Genomic DNA, 16,653 nt, shown 5'->3' on the forward strand with positions numbered 1-16,653 from the left:
GTTTACATCCTATATATCCAATGGGCTGGGTTTTGGGTTTTGGTTTCTTTAAACACACTAAACCTTAAAATGGTTTCGCCATTGGCTGGGTTGGTAAATACCTCGCCTATATCTTGCTTTGTAGATAGGTTATCGCCTGTTTTTACAAAAACTTTAGATAAATTGGTATACGATGTAATATAGTTACCGTGTTGTACCATAACCGTTAAATTACCGTGTTTTATGGCTTGTACACGCATAACACGCCCTTTGTAAACGGCACGTACTTTGGCGTTTTCTTCGGTGGCTATACGTACGCCATTACTTTGTATCATAACGGTTGGCACAATAGGCGATGGTTGCCTACCATAACGCAATTTAACCACACCTTTTTCTACTGGCCAAGGTAGTTTTCCTTTGTTGGACACAAAACTACTAGCTAAAGCTTTGTCCTCTGGTGTTAACGAGAACGTACTTGTAGATTTAGTAGTCTTTCCAGCAGCTTTATTAGATTTTGCAATAGCCTCACGGATAATCTTTTCAATCTCACGATCTATAGCTCTTGCTTCACGCTCTTTTTGCTTAATTTGTTGGCTATACTTGCTTAAATTTTGATTAATAGAAGCCATTAACTCTTGATGTTGCGATAGCTCTTGTTCAAGTTGGCGTTGGGCAACTCTATTTTCTTCAATTAACTTTTGTTTGTCTTGCTTTTGTCGTAATAAATCCTTGTTAATTTCTTGAAGTTCGGTTGTTTTTGTTTTTATGGCTTGCCCTTGTTCGCGTTGATATTTAGTATATTGATTAAGATATTGTAAGCGTTTATAGGCTTGTTTAAAGTTGTTAGAAGACAATAAAAACATAATTCTGCTTTGTTCACTTTTACTTTTGTAAGAATGTACAATCATTTTAGCATAATTGTCTTTTAGTGTTTCAAGCTCGGCACGTAGTTCGGTTATTTTTTGTTGATTGGTATTAATTTCTCGAGTTAACAAATTAGCTTGCTGATTGGTAACACTAATTAAGTTTTTACGAACATTAATTTTGTAATTAACATCTTCTATTAACGTGGTTTGCGACTTCTTTTTGTTTTTATTTTTAAATAGCAGGTCGTTTATTTGTTGTATTTCTCTTCGTAAATCTTGACGACGTGCTTCTAACTCTTGTTGCTTTTTACTTTGTGAGAACGATAATGTACTGCTAAAAAGTAGGAACAAGGCAAAAATAAAGTATGTTTTTGTGTTGATAACGGTCATTAGTCTAGCTCAATTTCATCATATCCTTTCGGAATTTTAAAAGGGTATCTTAAATCTTGGTTCAAAGATATCGATTTGAACTCTAGTTCTATTATAGTTTCTTGATCTCCTTCTAAAGAAATTACTTTTATGTTTTTAGGAAACGTTTGCTTCTCTATGGTTTGATACTCCAAATAGTCTATTTGTAAAAACCGCTGTGTACTAGCTTGTGCTAACTGCTGCGATTCCATATTTAAAGTGGCATTAATTAAATAGAACAACTCAAAAAGCGAAGATTGTTCATTGGGCTGAAACATATAATTATTATTATGTATGGACATCTTATGTGTCTCATTATCTAACCCAAATAATGGCTGACCAAGCAATAGGTTTTGTACCTTTTCAAAATTAACGTCTGTACCCAACATATCACTAATATAGCTAAAGTCGCCTTCAAAATAAGTATTGTCTAATTTGTTATAAAACCCAACCGATTCTGGTGTTATTTTAGCTCTAACGATATTTAATGGCGCTGTTAACCAAATAATGCCATCTTTTAACATTCTAAATGTTACGGTATGCGATTGCGTACTGTTATCCTCGGTATAACTTATACGTACTTTTGCTTGTAATGTTTTAAAACTTGGTGCTGTTTTAAGATGCTCTTTAATAACGTATTTTTCCGAAAGGTCTGGGTTAACATTCCCATCGGTAACAACGTGTTTTGTTTTACACCCAAAACATGTAATAAGCAACACCAGTAAAAGACCTGTAATTATTTTGTTAGGGGTTTTCTTCATTTAATTTGTAGGTTTCAGTTTTTGGGCCTTTTCACGGTACATCTTTCCTTTTGAAGCATGATTTAATTTGGTATGTGCAATGCTTAACTGTACGTAAAAATCGGACAACATTTTATCGTCTTCTATAATATAATCTAGTCCCATAGTTAACACATCTATGGCTTGGTGCGATTTGTCTTGTTTATTTAAGGCCACTCCATTTATTAGGTAAAAAATAGGTTGTGAGGGGTACATTATTAATGCATTTTCACTTTTGCTTACGACATCATCATATTGCTCTAAATCTAATTGCAGAAGTAAAATATTACGTAATACCCCAAAATTATTGCCTTCTAAATTTAAGGCCTTTTGAAAATATTCTAAGGCTTTTTCCTTATTTCCTTTTTGTAAGAAATATTGCGCCACTTCTTGATAGCTTTTTGGGTCGTCTTCTTGTGCTAAAGTAGTTGCTTCTACTAAATCGGTTTCATATTCTGGGTGGTCTTTAACAAACTTTACAAAATCGGTTAAAACCATAGCTTTTGCTTGCGGTTTTATTTGTAAGCTTTTTAAAACGACTTTCATCGATGTTATAGCCTTTTCGGCCTCGCCATCCTCTAAATAAAATTTATATAGTGCTAAATGAACTAACTCGGAATTAGGCTTAATTTCTAAGAGTTTCTTGGCCGTTTCGAAAGCTTCTTCTTTTTGATTGTTTTCGCTGTAACGAAATATTAATGCCAAATAATTAGATTCTTCATCTGGATTATCCTCGACACGTTCTTCCAGATTTTCAATTTGATCTTTTTTCTTCCCTGTGGCCTTATAAACCTGATTCCGCAAAATATCTCGACTTGGTGAAACACCATAGGTTTCGTCTAGCTCATCCAACAGTTTTAAAGCGTCTTTATAATTTTCTGTTCTCACGTAAAGTGCTGCTAAATCTTCTTTGTAATCTGGATGATATTCTACCAAATGCTCTACGGTTTTAATAGCACGTTTAAAGTCCTCTTGCTGAATGTAAACATCGTAAAGCTCATCTAAGTACCATTCGTTGTCTTCATCCATGGAAACTGCTTCTTTTAAAGCGTCTTCTGCAGCACCAAAATTTTTAAGCTTATTGTAGTTTTTACCTAATTCATAATAGACAACAGCGACATCACTTTTTATATTTAGGCATTTTTTTAAAGCATCAACCGCTCGCTCGTAATTTTCGATACCTTTTTGTTTTAGGGCTTCGAAAAAATGTTGCTGAAATTCGTCTTCAACATTGCCAAGATCGTCGTCTGGTGTTTTGTTGAAATCGACTTGCGCCATAGTAAAACCTGGCACCAAGAATAGTACTATTAAGAGTTTTACTATGTGTTGTTTTAATTTCATATTAGAGTCTTCGCTAACGCTCTGGATGACAAATTGATTTCAAAAGTTGTTCCAAACTTGTAATGAGATTCCTGCCTACGAAGGAATTTTAGTCCAAAACCGAATAATCGCCAATGCTTATTGATGTAAACTCGCCATTATAGGTAACATGATTACCTATCATAGCGTTATCTAAATTAGCATTTTTAATACTAGTTTGGTTTTGAATTAAGCTATTTTTAACGGTTGAATTTTCGATAATAGTGTTGTTTCCTATAGAAACGTTTGGTCCTACGGTTGTATTGTTTAGCACCACATTTTCACCAATAAAACAAGGTGGAATAATTTTAGAGTTGTTTAACGTCACCGAATCGCTAACTAGTTTCTCTCCATCCTGAGTTAAAAACTGAAGCATTTTCGAGTTGGTTTCAACCGTTACGGTTTTATTACCACAATCCATCCACTCATCAACAGTACCTGTTTTAAATACTTTTCCTTCAGCCATCATACGTTTAATACCATCATTAATTTGGTATTCGCCACCGTGCATAATATTTTCATCTAACACCTCTTGAAGCTTGTTTTTTAAAACGCCTATATCCTTGAAATAATAAATTCCTATTACCGCTTGATCGCTTATAAATTGTTCTGGTTTCTCAACCAATTCGGTAATTTCGTTATTGTTATTTAAATTAACAACACCATATGCTTCAGGGTTTTCAACGCGTTTGGTCCAAATTACAGCATCGGCTTGAGGATCTAAATCGAAATCGGCGCGAATTAGTGTATCGGCATACGCTACAACAGCTGGTCCCGAAAGTGAGGGCTTGGCACTCATAATGGCGTGACCTGTTCCTAATGGTTTATCTTGACGATAAATTGACGTTTTTGCACCCAGACTTTTCCCTAATTCCTGCAGACTACTCACGATATCGTCTCCAAAAAAAGCGGGATCGCCAAGTACAAAAGCAACTTCCTCAATGGGTTGTTTTAATATTTTGGCAATATCTTTTACTAAACGATGTACAATAGGTTCGCCCGCCACCGGAATTAATGGTTTAGGAACTGTTAGTGTATGAGGGCGAAGTCGTGAACCACGACCTGCCATTGGTACAATTATTTTCATGTTTTTTTAGATGTTAGACCGCTTCGCTACTAGACATTAGAAGTTAGACGGTTTACTTTTCTTTAATATTTTTTAAAATCTTGATATCGTAAATCAAAAATCTTAACTCGTTAATCATTTTGTTCCTGTACTTCCAAAACCGCCTTCGCCTCTATCAGTTTCGGTAAGCTCGGTTACTTCTTGCCATTCGGCGCGTTCGTGTTTAGCTATGACCATTTGTGCAATGCGTTCGCCATTATTAATAGTGAATTCCTCATTGGATAAATTCACTAAAATCACACCTACTTCGCCACGATAATCGGCATCGATAGTTCCTGGAGCATTTAATACGGTAATGCCTTTTTTTGCAGCCAAACCACTACGTGGTCGTACTTGAGCTTCGTAACCAACCGGCAACTCCATAAATAGTCCTGTTCCGACAATCGTACGTTCTAAGGGTTTTAATGTTCTAGGTTCTGACAGACTTGCACGCAAATCCATTCCTGCCGATGCTATGGTTTCGTAATGTGGTAATTCGTGATTGGATCTATTGATGATTTTTATGGTCATTTTTTTCTGTTTAATAGTTGTTTGATATCGTTTTTCTCCAATAAGAAAACAACACCCAAAAATACAATTAAGAGCGAAATACCAATAAGGTAATTATATCTAAATTGATAAAAACTCATAAAAGAAAATAATATGGACAGAAACAAATACAGCCCTATTTTTTTTAGATTGTATGGTATTGGATAGTATTTTCTTCCAAAATAAAATGATAAAAGCATCATTGTTGCATAAGCCATTAACGTTGCTATTGCCGATGCTTTGTAACCATAACTCTTGATAAACAATATATTTATTATTAGTGTTATTATTGCACCAATAACTGAAATATATGCTCCAAATTTAGTTCTATCTGTAATTTTATACCACACGGAAAGATTATGGTAAATACCCAAGCAAAAATTAGCCAATAAAATGATTGGTACAACCCACATAGCCTCCCAATAAGCTTCGCTTCTTACAATAAATGGCTTTAAGAAATCTGCAAAAACTACTACAGCAATTAAAATAACTGCTCCTATCGCAACAAAAAACTCTAAAATACGCGCGTAGTTTTTTTGTGGATTGGTAGTTTTGGCGTGACTAAAAAAGAACGGTTCTATACCCAATCTATAAGCTGTAGCAAACAGCGTCATAAACACTGCTATTTTATAGCAAGCAGAATACATCCCTATTTCCGTTTCGGCAATGTTTTCTGGTAACAATTTATCCAATAAAATACGATCAAAAGTTTCATTTACTGAAAATGCAATACCAGCTATTAATACAGGTGTTCCGTATTGCATCATTTTCTTCCAAAGTACTTTGTCAAACTTAAATGTTATTTTGGTATAAAACGATAACATAAGTAACAAAGTAACAGCGCTTGCTACAAGGTTGGCAATAAAGATATAATTGATTTCAAAATTTGGTTTGTAAATACTCTCAAAAAAAGGCTTTTCATTTGCTAAGTTTTTTAAGGCTAATAAAAAGAAAAGGTTCAAGCCCAAGCTTATTACAACATTTAATATTTTTATTACAGCATATCGCATTGGTTGCTGAGTTGCTCTTAGCCAAGCAAAGGGAATAATCACCAATGCATCGAGTAATAAAATCCAAATAACAAGTTTAATGTACGTAACGTCAATATCTGTTAAAGATGCTATCTGATGTTGAAAAAGTAACGCCAAAATAAAAAAGCCTAGAGAAGATACTATCAATGATATGGCTGAAGTGCTTATGACCTTTTGTTTGTCTTCTTCCTTATTGAAGAACCTAAAAAAAGCCGTTTCCATACCATAGGCTAAAATCACATTAAACAAGACAAAATAGGAAAAAATAACAGATACTTTTCCATATTCCGCAACTGATGACAGAACACCGTCTGTTGTGTACAGTGGCACCAATAAAAAACTCAACATTCTTGGTAAAACCGTAGCTAAACCATAAATAAATGTTTGTTTAAAAAGTTTTTGAAATGCGCTCAAACGTTAGTTTTTAACTCCGCTAAATATAGGGCTTTAAAAAAGGAATTGCAATGTGAATTATTCCTTATTTGGTGGTGTAGCAGGATAATGTAATGGCTGTTTTTCAATAAGATCTTGTATTTTGTAGTATTTCGTTTTGCCTTTATCCTGATAACTTACAATACATTCATTTTTAGTTAATGGAAAAGGTGGTTTAACTATCTGTTTTGGTAAGGTGTTTCCATACTCGTCCTTTAGGTCGCTGCTCATTATCAAATCTTGCTTGTTTTGCGACTGAAACCGACCTATGTAAATGGTCTTATCTACAATTTGTTTTTTAAGTTTAACCGCTTGATTTCTAAAATAGATACTATCTAAAACTATGCTTTTAGGATTATCTTCAATGGGTATATATACATTTACTCCCGAACCGCCTTCTTGTATTCCAGCTACCCAAGCTTGGTAATATACATCGCCAAAAGTAAACGGCGGTTTTGTTTCAAGTTGTTTGGAACTTGAACATCCTAAAATTACTATAAAGTAGAATATTGATGCTGCTATTCTCATTTTAAACTTATTTATAGTTTAAAGGTAATCATTCAAAATAAATGCCATAAAAAAACCTCACCGATTTGGTGAGGTTTCTTTTGTATTATAAGATACTGAAAACAAGTCAGTATGACACTTTTTAGTTATTTAAAGCTTCTGCTCCGCCAACAATTTCAAGTATTTCGTTGGTAATCGCAGCTTGACGCGCTTTGTTATAAGTCAGTTTTAACTGATCTCTTAATTCCGTTGCATTATCAGTTGCTTTGTGCATGGCCGTCATACGCGCACCGTGTTCTGATGCAAACGAATCTCTAATCGCTTTAAACAATTGTGTTTTTAACGATTTTGGAATCAACGTTTCTACGATTTCAATTTTTGATGGTTCAAAAATGTAATCTAAGTTTACGTTTTTATCGCTTTCAACAGATACAATTGGTAAAAATTGCTCTGTTTTTACGATTTGCGTTGCAGCATTTTTAAAGCTATTGTAAACTATTTCTACTTTATCAAATTCGCCTGTTACAAACTTATCCATGATCATTTGAGCTATACTAGCAACATTGTCAAATGTTAAGTCGTCAAAAACATCACTATCATTAGATATAACATTTTGCTTTTTTGCTAAAGCATCGTTTGCCTTTTTACCTATGGTTACAAACGATATATCTTTGCCAGCGTAAGTTTCGTTGGTTAAACGTGTAACTTCTTTAATAATGTTTGCGTTAAATGCACCACAAAGTCCTCTATTGGAGGTGATAGCTACAATTAAAACCTTGTTTACTTCGCGTTGCTCAGCAAAATCACTTCCAGAATCACCTTCTAGAGTGGCACTCAAGCTCTGTAAAAGTTCGGTTAATTTGTCTGCATATGGACGCATTGCAGTAATAGCATCTTGGGCTTTCTTTAACTTTGCAGCCGACACCATTTTCATAGCGCTAGTAATCTGCATCGTTGAAGATACCGATGATATTCTGTTACGTATTTCTTTTAAGTTAGCCATATTTCAGTAATTAGTATTGAGTATTCAGTAGTAAGCAAAAACACTCACTACTCAATACTAAAATCTTTGTTATGCTTTATATTTAGCCGATAAGTCTTTAGCTACATTGGTTAATGTATCTGTAACTTCATCGGTTAATTTTCCTGCTTTAAGCGTATCTAAAACATCTCTGTGTTTAGCGTTTAAGAACTCTAAGAAATCTCTTTCAAATTCTTTTACTTTATCTACAGGAACATCTCTTAACAAGTTTTTAGAACCTACATAGATAATAGCTACCTGATCTTCTACAGTAAACGGATCGTTTTGCGCTTGCTTTAAGATCTCTACGTTACGCTTTCCTTTTTCGATTACGTTAAGAGTCGCAGCATCTAAATCTGAACCAAACTTAGCGAACGCTTCTAATTCGCGGAACTGTGCTTGATCTAATTTTAAAGTACCTGCTACTTTTTTCATTGATTTAATCTGTGCCGAACCACCTACACGAGATACCGAGATACCTACGTTAATCGCTGGACGCACACCAGAGTTAAATAAATCCGACTCTAAGAATATCTGACCATCTGTAATCGAAATTACGTTGGTTGGAATATATGCAGATACGTCACCCGCTTGTGTTTCAATAATAGGTAAGGCCGTTAAAGATCCACCACCTTTTACAATAGGTTTTAGCGATTCTGGTAAATCGTTCATTTCTTTTGCAATAGAATCATCAGCAATAACTTTTGCCGAACGCTCTAATAAACGCGAGTGTAAGTAGAAAACGTCTCCAGGATACGCTTCACGTCCTGGTGGACGACGTAATAATAACGATACTTCACGATACGCTACCGCTTGTTTCGATAAATCATCGTAAATAATTAATGCTGGACGACCAGTATCTCTAAAATACTCACCAATTGCAGCTCCTGCGAAAGGTGCATATACTTGCATTGGTGCTGGATCTGATGCGTTTGCAGCAACAATAGTTGTGTAAGCTAAAGCCCCTTTATCTTCTAAGGTTTTAGCAATGTTGGCTACCGTAGATGCTTTTTGACCTACAGCAACATATATACAGTACACAGGCTCACCTGCATCGTAAAATTCTTTTTGGTTTAAGATGGTATCGATACAAACTGTTGTTTTACCAGTTTGACGGTCGCCAATTACCAACTCACGTTGTCCACGACCTACAGGAATCATGGCATCGATAGATTTAATACCTGTTTGTAATGGCTCGTTTACGGGTTGACGGTAAATTACACCTGGTGCTTTACGCTCTAATGGCATTTCGTAAGTTTCACCTTCAATAGGCCCTTTACCATCTATTGGGTTTCCTAATGTATCAACAACACGTCCAACAATACCTTCACCTACATTAATAGAGGCAATACGCGTGGTACGTTTTACTGTTGCGCCTTCTTTAATTTCTTTTGAAGGCCCTAATAATACAACACCTACGTTATCTTCTTCTAGGTTTAAAACGATTCCTTCAAGGCCGCTTTCAAACTCTACCAACTCGCCGTATTGTGCATTTGATAGTCCGTAAACACGTGCAATACCATCACCTACGGTTAGTACTGTTCCTACTTCGTCTAATGAAGCACCTGCTTCAAAACCTGATAGTTGTTGTTTTAAGATTGCTGATATTTCAGCTGGTTTAACTTCTGCCATCTTTATTTAGATATTAGATGTTAGATATTAGATGTTAGATCTAATTCTAACCGTTTTTAATTTAATGTAAATTCTCTTTTTAATCTGTTTAATTTGTTGGCGATACTTGCGTTATATTGAATGTCGCCTACACGTAAAATGAAACCACCTAAAATGCTTTCATCTACAATATTTTCTATTTGAGCGTCTTTACCTGTAAGTTCTTTTACTTTTTCTAGAACTTTACTTTCTAAGTCGCTGGTTAATGGAACCGCAGTCGTTACTTTAGCCGTTTGACTACCTTGGTATTCTGCAAAAAGTTGGGTATAACTTTTAGCTACATCGCCTAATAAGGCAATGCGCTTGTTTTCCATTAAGGTTTCTACTAACTTTCCTGTAAGATCTTGAGTGCCTTTAAAAACTTCTGCTAAAGCAGCTTGTTTTACTGAAGAACGTACTACAGGGTTTTGAAGAAAATCGTTTAATTCTTGACTCTCTGATATAGCTTGAGATATGGTTACCATATCTGTATTAATAGCTTCAGCAGCGTTTTGACTTTTTGCCAAATCTAATACTGCTTTTGCGTAACGTATTGCTGCTCTTGCTCCTGCCATAATTAGTTTAATTTAGCGTCACCTAACATAGATTCTACCAACTCCATTTGCTTGTCTTTGCTAGATAATTCGTCTTTTACAACTTTTTCTGCAATTTCTAGAGATAGGCTTGCTACTTGACCTTTAAGCTCGGCCATAGCAGATTTTTTCTCACTTTCGATAGCTGCTTGTGCTTGCTCGATCATTTTGTTGGCTTTAGCTTGTGCATCGCCTTCTGCATCGGCAATCATTTTTGCTTTTAGCTCTCTAGCTTCTTTAAGCATTGTTTCACGCTCGGCACGTGCTTCGTTTAAAAGCTTTTCGTTGTCTGCTTGAAGATTTTGCATTTCTAGCTTAGCATTTTCTGCTGCTTGTAATGCATCTTCAATACCGCTTTCTCTTTTCTCTACAGAATCAAGAATAGGTTTCCAAGCAAATTTTCTTAACAATAATACTAGCCCAACAAAAAGGAGTAATTGCCAAAAAAACAATCCAACCGAAAATTCATTAATTAACTTGTCCATTTATATCTAGTTATAATCTTAATTAATCTTTTTTAAAACAACAGCTACAACCAACCGTTATAGCTGTTGTTAATTGTTTTACGCTGCAAATAAAGCAGCAAATCCAATACCTTCAATAAGTGCAGCTGCAATAAGCATAGCTGTTTGGATTTTTCCAGAAGCTTCTGGTTGGCGAGCGATAGCTTCCATAGCTTGTCCACCAATTCTACCGATACCTAAACCAGCACCGATTACAATTAAACCAGCTCCTACAATGTTTGGAATAGTCATAATATATATATTAAAAATTAAACATTCTTTTTTAGTGATCGTCGTGCTCTTCTACAGCTTGACCAAAATACAGTGCCGATAGCATTGTAAAGATATAAGCCTGTAGCGCTGCTACTAACAATTCTAATAAGGCTAGCGCAAAGGCTAAACCAAAGGATAGCGAACTCCCTATCCAGTTTTTAAATATGAACATTAAACCTATAATACTCATTAATACAATGTGGCCTGCTGTAATGTTAGCGTATAGACGTATTAATAATGAAAATGGTTTAATAAAAATCCCCAACAACTCGATTGGCGCTAATACAATACGCATTAGTTTTGGCACACCTGGCATCCAGAAAATATGCCCCCAATAACTTTTGTTGGCTGTAAAATTTGTAATTAAAAACGTTAACAAAGCTAATGCAAATGTTACCGCTATGTTGTTTGTTACGTTAACACCTAATGGTGTTAATCCTAATAAGTTGATAATCCAAATAAAGAAGAAAATGGTTAACAAGAAACTCATGTAACGTTTGTAATGTTTCTTTCCTATATTTGGAATAGCAATATCGTCACGAATATAAAGCACAATAGGCTCTAAGAAACGACCCATACCTTTTGGTAACGCACCTTTTTTGTAAGATTTTGCCATAGAACTAAACATCCAAAGCATTAATAATCCTACAATTAATATAGTAAATACGTTTTTAGTAATTGAAAAATCTAATGGCTTTACATTTGTTGGATGGTGATGATCATCTAAATTAATATCGCCTTCGGCATTGGTTCTGTAAATCTTATTGTGGTAGCTTTTGTAGTAATTTCCACCAGCTTCAGCAACAGCTTCGCCATGATGTAATTTTGAAGAAGAGAATACTTTTAAGCCATCATCCCATAAAATTACAGGCAATGGAAAACCTACATAAACATGCTCTCCATTATCTTTTGTATAAGAAAATAAACTGAAATCGTGAGAATCTAAAAGGTGATGATCTATATACTCCTTGATTTCTTCCTTAACACCTTGTTCACCCTCTACACCAGGGGCAATTTCTTTTAGATGCATATCTTCTTGAGCCAATACACTAAGCGGTAAAAAAGCTATTAAAAAAAAGAATAGCAAACTAACAACTGGTTTTCTTTGCATGTTAAATGAAAATTGTATCCTTAAAAATCGGTGCAAAGGTATGCTTTTCTCTTAAAATCAAAAAACAAAAATTCACATTATTTTTTTAAGCTGTTTCCCCTATTTAAAATTTGGCTAATCTAAACTGTTCAAGAGTTTTATTCCGCCTAAAGTTTCTGTGAATAAACATATTGCGTAGGGCACAAAAAATGAGGTAAATTCTAAATTAGAAATATCGCCATCTGCTCTAAACGACGGGTAAAAAAAAATGAAGAAACAAGTAAATTTTAAAAAGCTACCCGCCATAAATAAAAACCCTAATTGATGCTTAAATTTATGTTTAAAAAAGTATAGCGCGAGTAAAATACTTATAGCTAATATGGTGTTTATAATATATGACAACACGATTTTGTTATTATAAACAGGCAACTCCAACTGTTTTAAAACGTATGTATGTATAAAAAAAGCAATTACAGCCGTAATTGCAATTATAAAAATGTATTTAAGTAATTGTAAGTTATTCATTTAACTTGTTAACTTGCTTTAAAACAACATATAATGATACTGCTACCCCAAGTAATGTGCAAATAATTAAGAACAGCTTGCCTTGTGTAAATTTAGTGTCTAGCCATTTACCTAATAACACAAATAGGTAAATTGTTACACCCATTTGAATAGCTATTCCAGATAAGGTTGCTAAGTTTTTAAGCTGATTGTTCTTGTTTGGTTTTTTTCCCACCTTGGTTAAATTCCTTTACAGCACCTTTCATAGCGCATGTTACATTAAACGTGGCACCAGGTTCTACAGCTAATTTACCAACGACAACTTCACCTTCTACAAAAGCCGATGTTTTTAACGTTAACGTTCCTTCTAGCGATAGTTTTCCTGAAAATTTTCCTTCAAAATGCGCATCGGTTCCTTCAAGTGTTCCTTTTACAAATCCTGTTTTTCCCACAACAACTTTTCCTGGGGTTTTTACATTTCCTTCAATAGTACCATCTATTCGTAAATCGCCTTCACTTACAAAATCGCCTATCAGTTTTGTGCCTTTGGCTATAATGTTTTGGCTTGATGTTGTTGATTGACCGTTTTTATCTTTTTGCTTTTCAGAAAACATGGTTAAGTTTTTTTAATTATTATTTATTTGGAGCTCTAAATAGGTTTCTAAATTTTTATGAATTTGAATCGTTCTATAGTTTGTTGAAGAGACAATAAAATATTGATGTATAATTTTATTCTCTTTTTTCTCTTGTAATGATAAGGCATAGCCATTGGCACCATCAAAACTAGTTAGACCATGAATAACAACAAATTTAGTGTTGCTATTATAAAGATCTGCCGAAGTTTTTAAATTAAACACCTTAACATCTTTTATTTGTTCGTCTAAAGCTGTTTTAAAGTTTGAAATAACGTCGTCTTTAGGGTTGTTAAAATAATAAACCACTTTAAAACTATTCTCGTCTTCTGCTTCTGTAAATGTATCGTCTTTAAGTGCTGGCAACACTTGGTCTACAATATTTTGCGCTTCTATTCCTTCGGGTGTGTTAGCATAATTTAATGCCACATAGTTAATTGCTTTTGAGTATTCTTGAAAGCCTTTCAACCTACCTATAGCTAAAGCTTTTAGCAATTCGAACTTTGGCACCATAGGATCGCCTTGAAACATGGTAATTTTATCGTCGCATTCATCAATTATAAATTGATAGTTTTGACTACTTAATTCTTTATACAAATTTTGATAAATACTTTCTGGGCTATTTTCATCATTTAAATTTGCTTGTTCAGGGTTTAGAAGAATTTTAGCATAGCGCGATTCTGGGTAATTAGTAATGATATCGTTTTTAGCTATAGATGCCTCGTCTTGCTGGTTTAAAACCTCGTATATTTTATATAGGTTATATTTTGAAGGTAAGATTAACTTCTCCTCTGGATGATTATCTAAAAGGCTTAAAAATTTGTCTTTTGATAATTGATATTCTTTAAACTTCTCTTTATAAATAACACCTAGTTGGTAATATGCAAAGTTTCGTTCTTTAGCAATGCTGTCTATTACCTTATCATCTTGAGGTAATTGCTCGATGTAGTAATTAGGATCGAAAGTTTCCGAATCTGTATCTGCTGTTGCTAATTGGGCTAAATTTGTATTATTGTTTTTGGTAGATCTTTTAGAGGACCAACGCCAATCGTCTTCTAAAGGGCGATCGCCCCAAATTCTAACAAACTCATTTTTCCCGTAAGCTACAGTAGTTGAGTTATAAAAATAAAAACTGGATTCTTTACCAGAAGGCGTAATACCTCTTGATGATTTTCCTTTAATATCATTATTTACAGTAGCTAAGCCTTGTCGTCTTTCAGCGTTTTCTTGCTTTTCTTTTGCTTCTTCGGCTTGTGTTTTAAGCTTGGCTGTATAGGCTTCAAAATATGCTAACCTTTCATCGTCGCTCATAGCAACCAATGTTAAAACACTATCTGTAGCTTTTGCAACATCTTCGTAATAAATAACATCTTCTAAGTTATCTCTTTTACGCTTTATAATTCGATAGGGCTTTTTATTTTTTTCCATGTTTAGCATGGTACTATCATAATAAGCACCTGCTATTTTATAATTGGCATGATCAAACTCGTAATCTCCTAAAATTTCATAATTTCTTGCTTTAAGCTTTTTATCTCTGGAGTTGGTTCTTAACGATTTATTATAATTGGCTAATGCTAGCGAATCTGATCCATTAATCATATGGTATTCGCCAATTTGATGATAAATTTTATCTAGAAATGGTCTGTTCTCTCTATTTTTTTCTAAGTCTGTTAGTAGTTCTAAAAACTCTAATTTATTACCATCGTCATAATTAAAGTTTTTTGCTTTTTGAATATGAGCATTAATAAGATAAACACGTGGTGTTCGTCTATTTAACTCTATAATTTTATCAAACGTATAGTTAGCGCTGTCTTTTTTACCTAATTCATTATATAATTGCCCTTGTATAAAACGGTATCTACCTCGCTCGTCATGACTTTTGGTGTTTTGAGCAGCTATTTCTAATTGTGTTATGGCGCTATCTAAAGATTTTGTATTAATGTAAGCTTGTGCTAACATAGATGTTGCATCGGCTAAATCTTGTCCTTCTATGGCGTCTGCTTCTTCTAAAAGTTCTTTTAAATTTTCTATGGCTAGCTCCTCATTTTCTAAACGGATATTTGTTTTTTCACGCCATACTTTGGCTTGGTTAATTTTATCGCTTGAAGGGTATCTGTAAAGAATGTAATTAAACGCTTCTAATGCTGGAATAAAGCGTTGATCGAAATATCGCGCTTTGCCTAATAATAAATAAGCTTCGTCTATTTGCGGATTTTTTTCTTTTCCATTAATATTCATACCGTGCATTTGTACGGCTTTGATGGCTTTTTCTTCGGCTCTTGAGAAATTTTCGTTTTTATTTTGACCTGGAAGCATCACTTCTTCCATAATCTGCATACGTTCTATAGGGAGAATTTCCCAATAGTCGTCTTCGTAACTCTCGTTTAACGATTGGCGACCTTGCTCTAACGCATTATACCCATTAAAAAGGGTGTTAAATTCTGCTGTGACAGCATGATAATTTCGACTTAAAAAACGATCTTTTTTTCGTGAACAAGAACTCACGACTAACATGATGCTAAACAGAACTACTATAAGTCTAAAAGATGTTTTCAACGTTGGTTGTATTTGGTTCATACATAACTAAAAACAGCTACATATATTATGTGTAGCTGTAAAAATAAGCATCTTTTTGGATTAAGCTAAAAAAAGGGCGGTTTTTAAACCACTTCCGAACCAGAGAAATGCGCTTCCAATTCTTTCAAAGTAGCTTCACTAGTAGTAATATCTTTAATAACTTCGCCTTTTTCCAAGACTACAATACGTTCGCAAACTTCGGTAACGTGCATTAAATCGTGACTGGAAACAAGCACAGTTACACCTTTAGTTTCAGCCAAATCTTTTATAAGACCTTTTAAACGAATTTGCGTTGTAGGATCGAGATTGGCAAAGGGTTCGTCCAAAATCACTACTTCTGGATTTCCTATTAATGCCGCTACAATACCTGCTTTCTTTTGATTTCCTTTACTTAAATCGCGTAAATATTTTTTCTGATTTAAAATTTCACCGTTGAAGAGTTCTTCAAACTGTGTTAAAAAGGTATCGACATCGGCTTTGTTTTGTCCTCGTAACTCGCCAATAAAGTAGAAATACTCTTCTGGAGTAAGATACCCTATTAAAAAGCTTTCATCGATAAAAGCAGATGTAAACGGTTTCCAGTCTTCGCTTTCGTTAACTTTTATATTGCTGTTTTTTACGTAACCTGTTGTAGGTTTTATTAAATCCAACAACAAGCTAAAATACGTGGTTTTTCCAGCACCATTGTTGCCCACCAAACCAAAACTTTGGCCTTTTGGAATATCTAAGTGTTCTATATTTAATACGGTTTTGCTACCGTAGGTTTTTGAAAGATTAGAAGTTGCAATCATAAGT

General features: G+C 34.3%; 18 protein-coding genes. All 18 read right to left on the reverse strand.

From position 1 onward, the window contains the following. Positions 1-2 precede the first annotated feature (2 nt). The 18 genes from EJA19_RS00950 to EJA19_RS01030 all read right to left on the reverse strand — a co-directional run bounded on the left by EJA19_RS00950 (position 3) and on the right by EJA19_RS01030 (position 16,649). The gene (locus EJA19_RS00950) at positions 3-1,235 is read right to left on the reverse strand and encodes a murein hydrolase activator EnvC family protein (RefSeq protein WP_125466469.1); all 1,233 of its coding nucleotides are present in this window, start codon (positions 1,233-1,235) and stop codon (positions 3-5) included. Next, positions 1,235-2,014: a DUF4292 domain-containing protein gene (locus EJA19_RS00955; protein ID WP_125466470.1), complete on the reverse strand. Its 780-nt coding sequence runs from the start codon at positions 2,012-2,014 to the stop codon at positions 1,235-1,237. Before EJA19_RS00955 ends, EJA19_RS00950 begins: the two co-directional genes overlap by 1 nt. Beyond that, on the reverse strand, positions 2,015-3,373 hold the full coding sequence (locus EJA19_RS00960) for a tetratricopeptide repeat protein (RefSeq protein ID WP_125466471.1): 1,359 nt from the start codon (positions 3,371-3,373) through the stop codon (positions 2,015-2,017). An 88-nt stretch (positions 3,374-3,461) separates the two neighbouring features. Then, the gene (locus tag EJA19_RS00965) at positions 3,462-4,478 is read right to left on the reverse strand and encodes a sugar phosphate nucleotidyltransferase (RefSeq protein WP_125466472.1); all 1,017 of its coding nucleotides are present in this window, start codon (positions 4,476-4,478) and stop codon (positions 3,462-3,464) included. A 114-nt stretch (positions 4,479-4,592) separates the two neighbouring features. Beyond that, a complete protein-coding gene (dut, locus tag EJA19_RS00970; RefSeq protein ID WP_125466473.1) occupies positions 4,593-5,027 on the reverse strand; it encodes a dUTP diphosphatase in 435 nt (144 codons plus the stop codon). Further along, positions 5,024-6,490, reverse strand: a complete 1,467-nt coding sequence (locus EJA19_RS00975; protein ID WP_125466474.1) for an oligosaccharide flippase family protein — start codon at positions 6,488-6,490, stop codon at positions 5,024-5,026. Before EJA19_RS00975 ends, dut begins: the two co-directional genes overlap by 4 nt. Before the next feature lie 57 nt (positions 6,491-6,547). Continuing rightward, positions 6,548-7,036: a hypothetical protein gene (locus EJA19_RS00980; RefSeq protein ID WP_125466475.1), complete on the reverse strand. Its 489-nt coding sequence runs from the start codon at positions 7,034-7,036 to the stop codon at positions 6,548-6,550. 121 nt (positions 7,037-7,157) lie between these two features. Next, positions 7,158-8,018 (reverse strand): ATP synthase F1 subunit gamma, encoded by an 861-nt coding sequence (gene atpG, locus EJA19_RS00985; RefSeq protein WP_125466476.1) that lies wholly within the window; start codon positions 8,016-8,018, stop codon positions 7,158-7,160. 69 nt (positions 8,019-8,087) lie between these two features. Beyond that, on the reverse strand, positions 8,088-9,668 hold the full coding sequence (atpA, locus tag EJA19_RS00990) for a F0F1 ATP synthase subunit alpha (RefSeq protein ID WP_125466477.1): 1,581 nt from the start codon (positions 9,666-9,668) through the stop codon (positions 8,088-8,090). Between the two features lie 56 nt (positions 9,669-9,724). Further along, the gene (atpH, locus tag EJA19_RS00995) at positions 9,725-10,261 is read right to left on the reverse strand and encodes an ATP synthase F1 subunit delta (protein WP_125466478.1); all 537 of its coding nucleotides are present in this window, start codon (positions 10,259-10,261) and stop codon (positions 9,725-9,727) included. A 2-nt stretch (positions 10,262-10,263) separates the two neighbouring features. Beyond that, positions 10,264-10,764: a F0F1 ATP synthase subunit B gene (locus EJA19_RS01000; protein ID WP_125466479.1), complete on the reverse strand. Its 501-nt coding sequence runs from the start codon at positions 10,762-10,764 to the stop codon at positions 10,264-10,266. Between the two features lie 78 nt (positions 10,765-10,842). Beyond that, the gene (gene atpE, locus EJA19_RS01005; protein ID WP_053970734.1) at positions 10,843-11,034 is read right to left on the reverse strand and encodes an ATP synthase F0 subunit C; all 192 of its coding nucleotides are present in this window, start codon (positions 11,032-11,034) and stop codon (positions 10,843-10,845) included. Positions 11,035-11,065: 31 nt separating this feature from the next. Continuing rightward, on the reverse strand, positions 11,066-12,166 hold the full coding sequence (gene atpB, locus EJA19_RS01010) for a F0F1 ATP synthase subunit A (protein ID WP_125466480.1): 1,101 nt from the start codon (positions 12,164-12,166) through the stop codon (positions 11,066-11,068). A gap of 114 nt (positions 12,167-12,280) precedes the next feature. Then, a complete protein-coding gene (locus tag EJA19_RS12800; RefSeq protein ID WP_394342038.1) occupies positions 12,281-12,670 on the reverse strand; it encodes a DUF6168 family protein in 390 nt (129 codons plus the stop codon). Then, entirely contained in the window at positions 12,663-12,884 is a 222-nt protein-coding gene (locus EJA19_RS01015) for an AtpZ/AtpI family protein (protein WP_262706685.1), read from the reverse strand. Before EJA19_RS01015 ends, EJA19_RS12800 begins: the two co-directional genes overlap by 8 nt. Beyond that, the gene (locus EJA19_RS01020) at positions 12,850-13,263 is read right to left on the reverse strand and encodes a bactofilin family protein (protein WP_125466481.1); all 414 of its coding nucleotides are present in this window, start codon (positions 13,261-13,263) and stop codon (positions 12,850-12,852) included. Before EJA19_RS01020 ends, EJA19_RS01015 begins: the two co-directional genes overlap by 35 nt. 12 nt (positions 13,264-13,275) lie before the next feature. Then, positions 13,276-15,858 carry a type IX secretion system periplasmic lipoprotein PorW/SprE gene (gene porW / locus EJA19_RS01025; RefSeq protein WP_240640181.1) on the reverse strand — a complete coding sequence of 861 codons (2,583 nt, stop codon included), beginning with the start codon at positions 15,856-15,858 and terminating at the stop codon, positions 13,276-13,278. A gap of 83 nt (positions 15,859-15,941) precedes the next feature. After that, positions 15,942-16,649 (reverse strand): ABC transporter ATP-binding protein, encoded by a 708-nt coding sequence (locus EJA19_RS01030; protein WP_125466482.1) that lies wholly within the window; start codon positions 16,647-16,649, stop codon positions 15,942-15,944. Positions 16,650-16,653: the final 4 nt, after the last annotated feature.

The organism is Mangrovimonas spongiae (assembly GCF_003944795.1).
Taxonomy (GTDB): domain Bacteria; phylum Bacteroidota; class Bacteroidia; order Flavobacteriales; family Flavobacteriaceae; genus Mangrovimonas; species Mangrovimonas spongiae.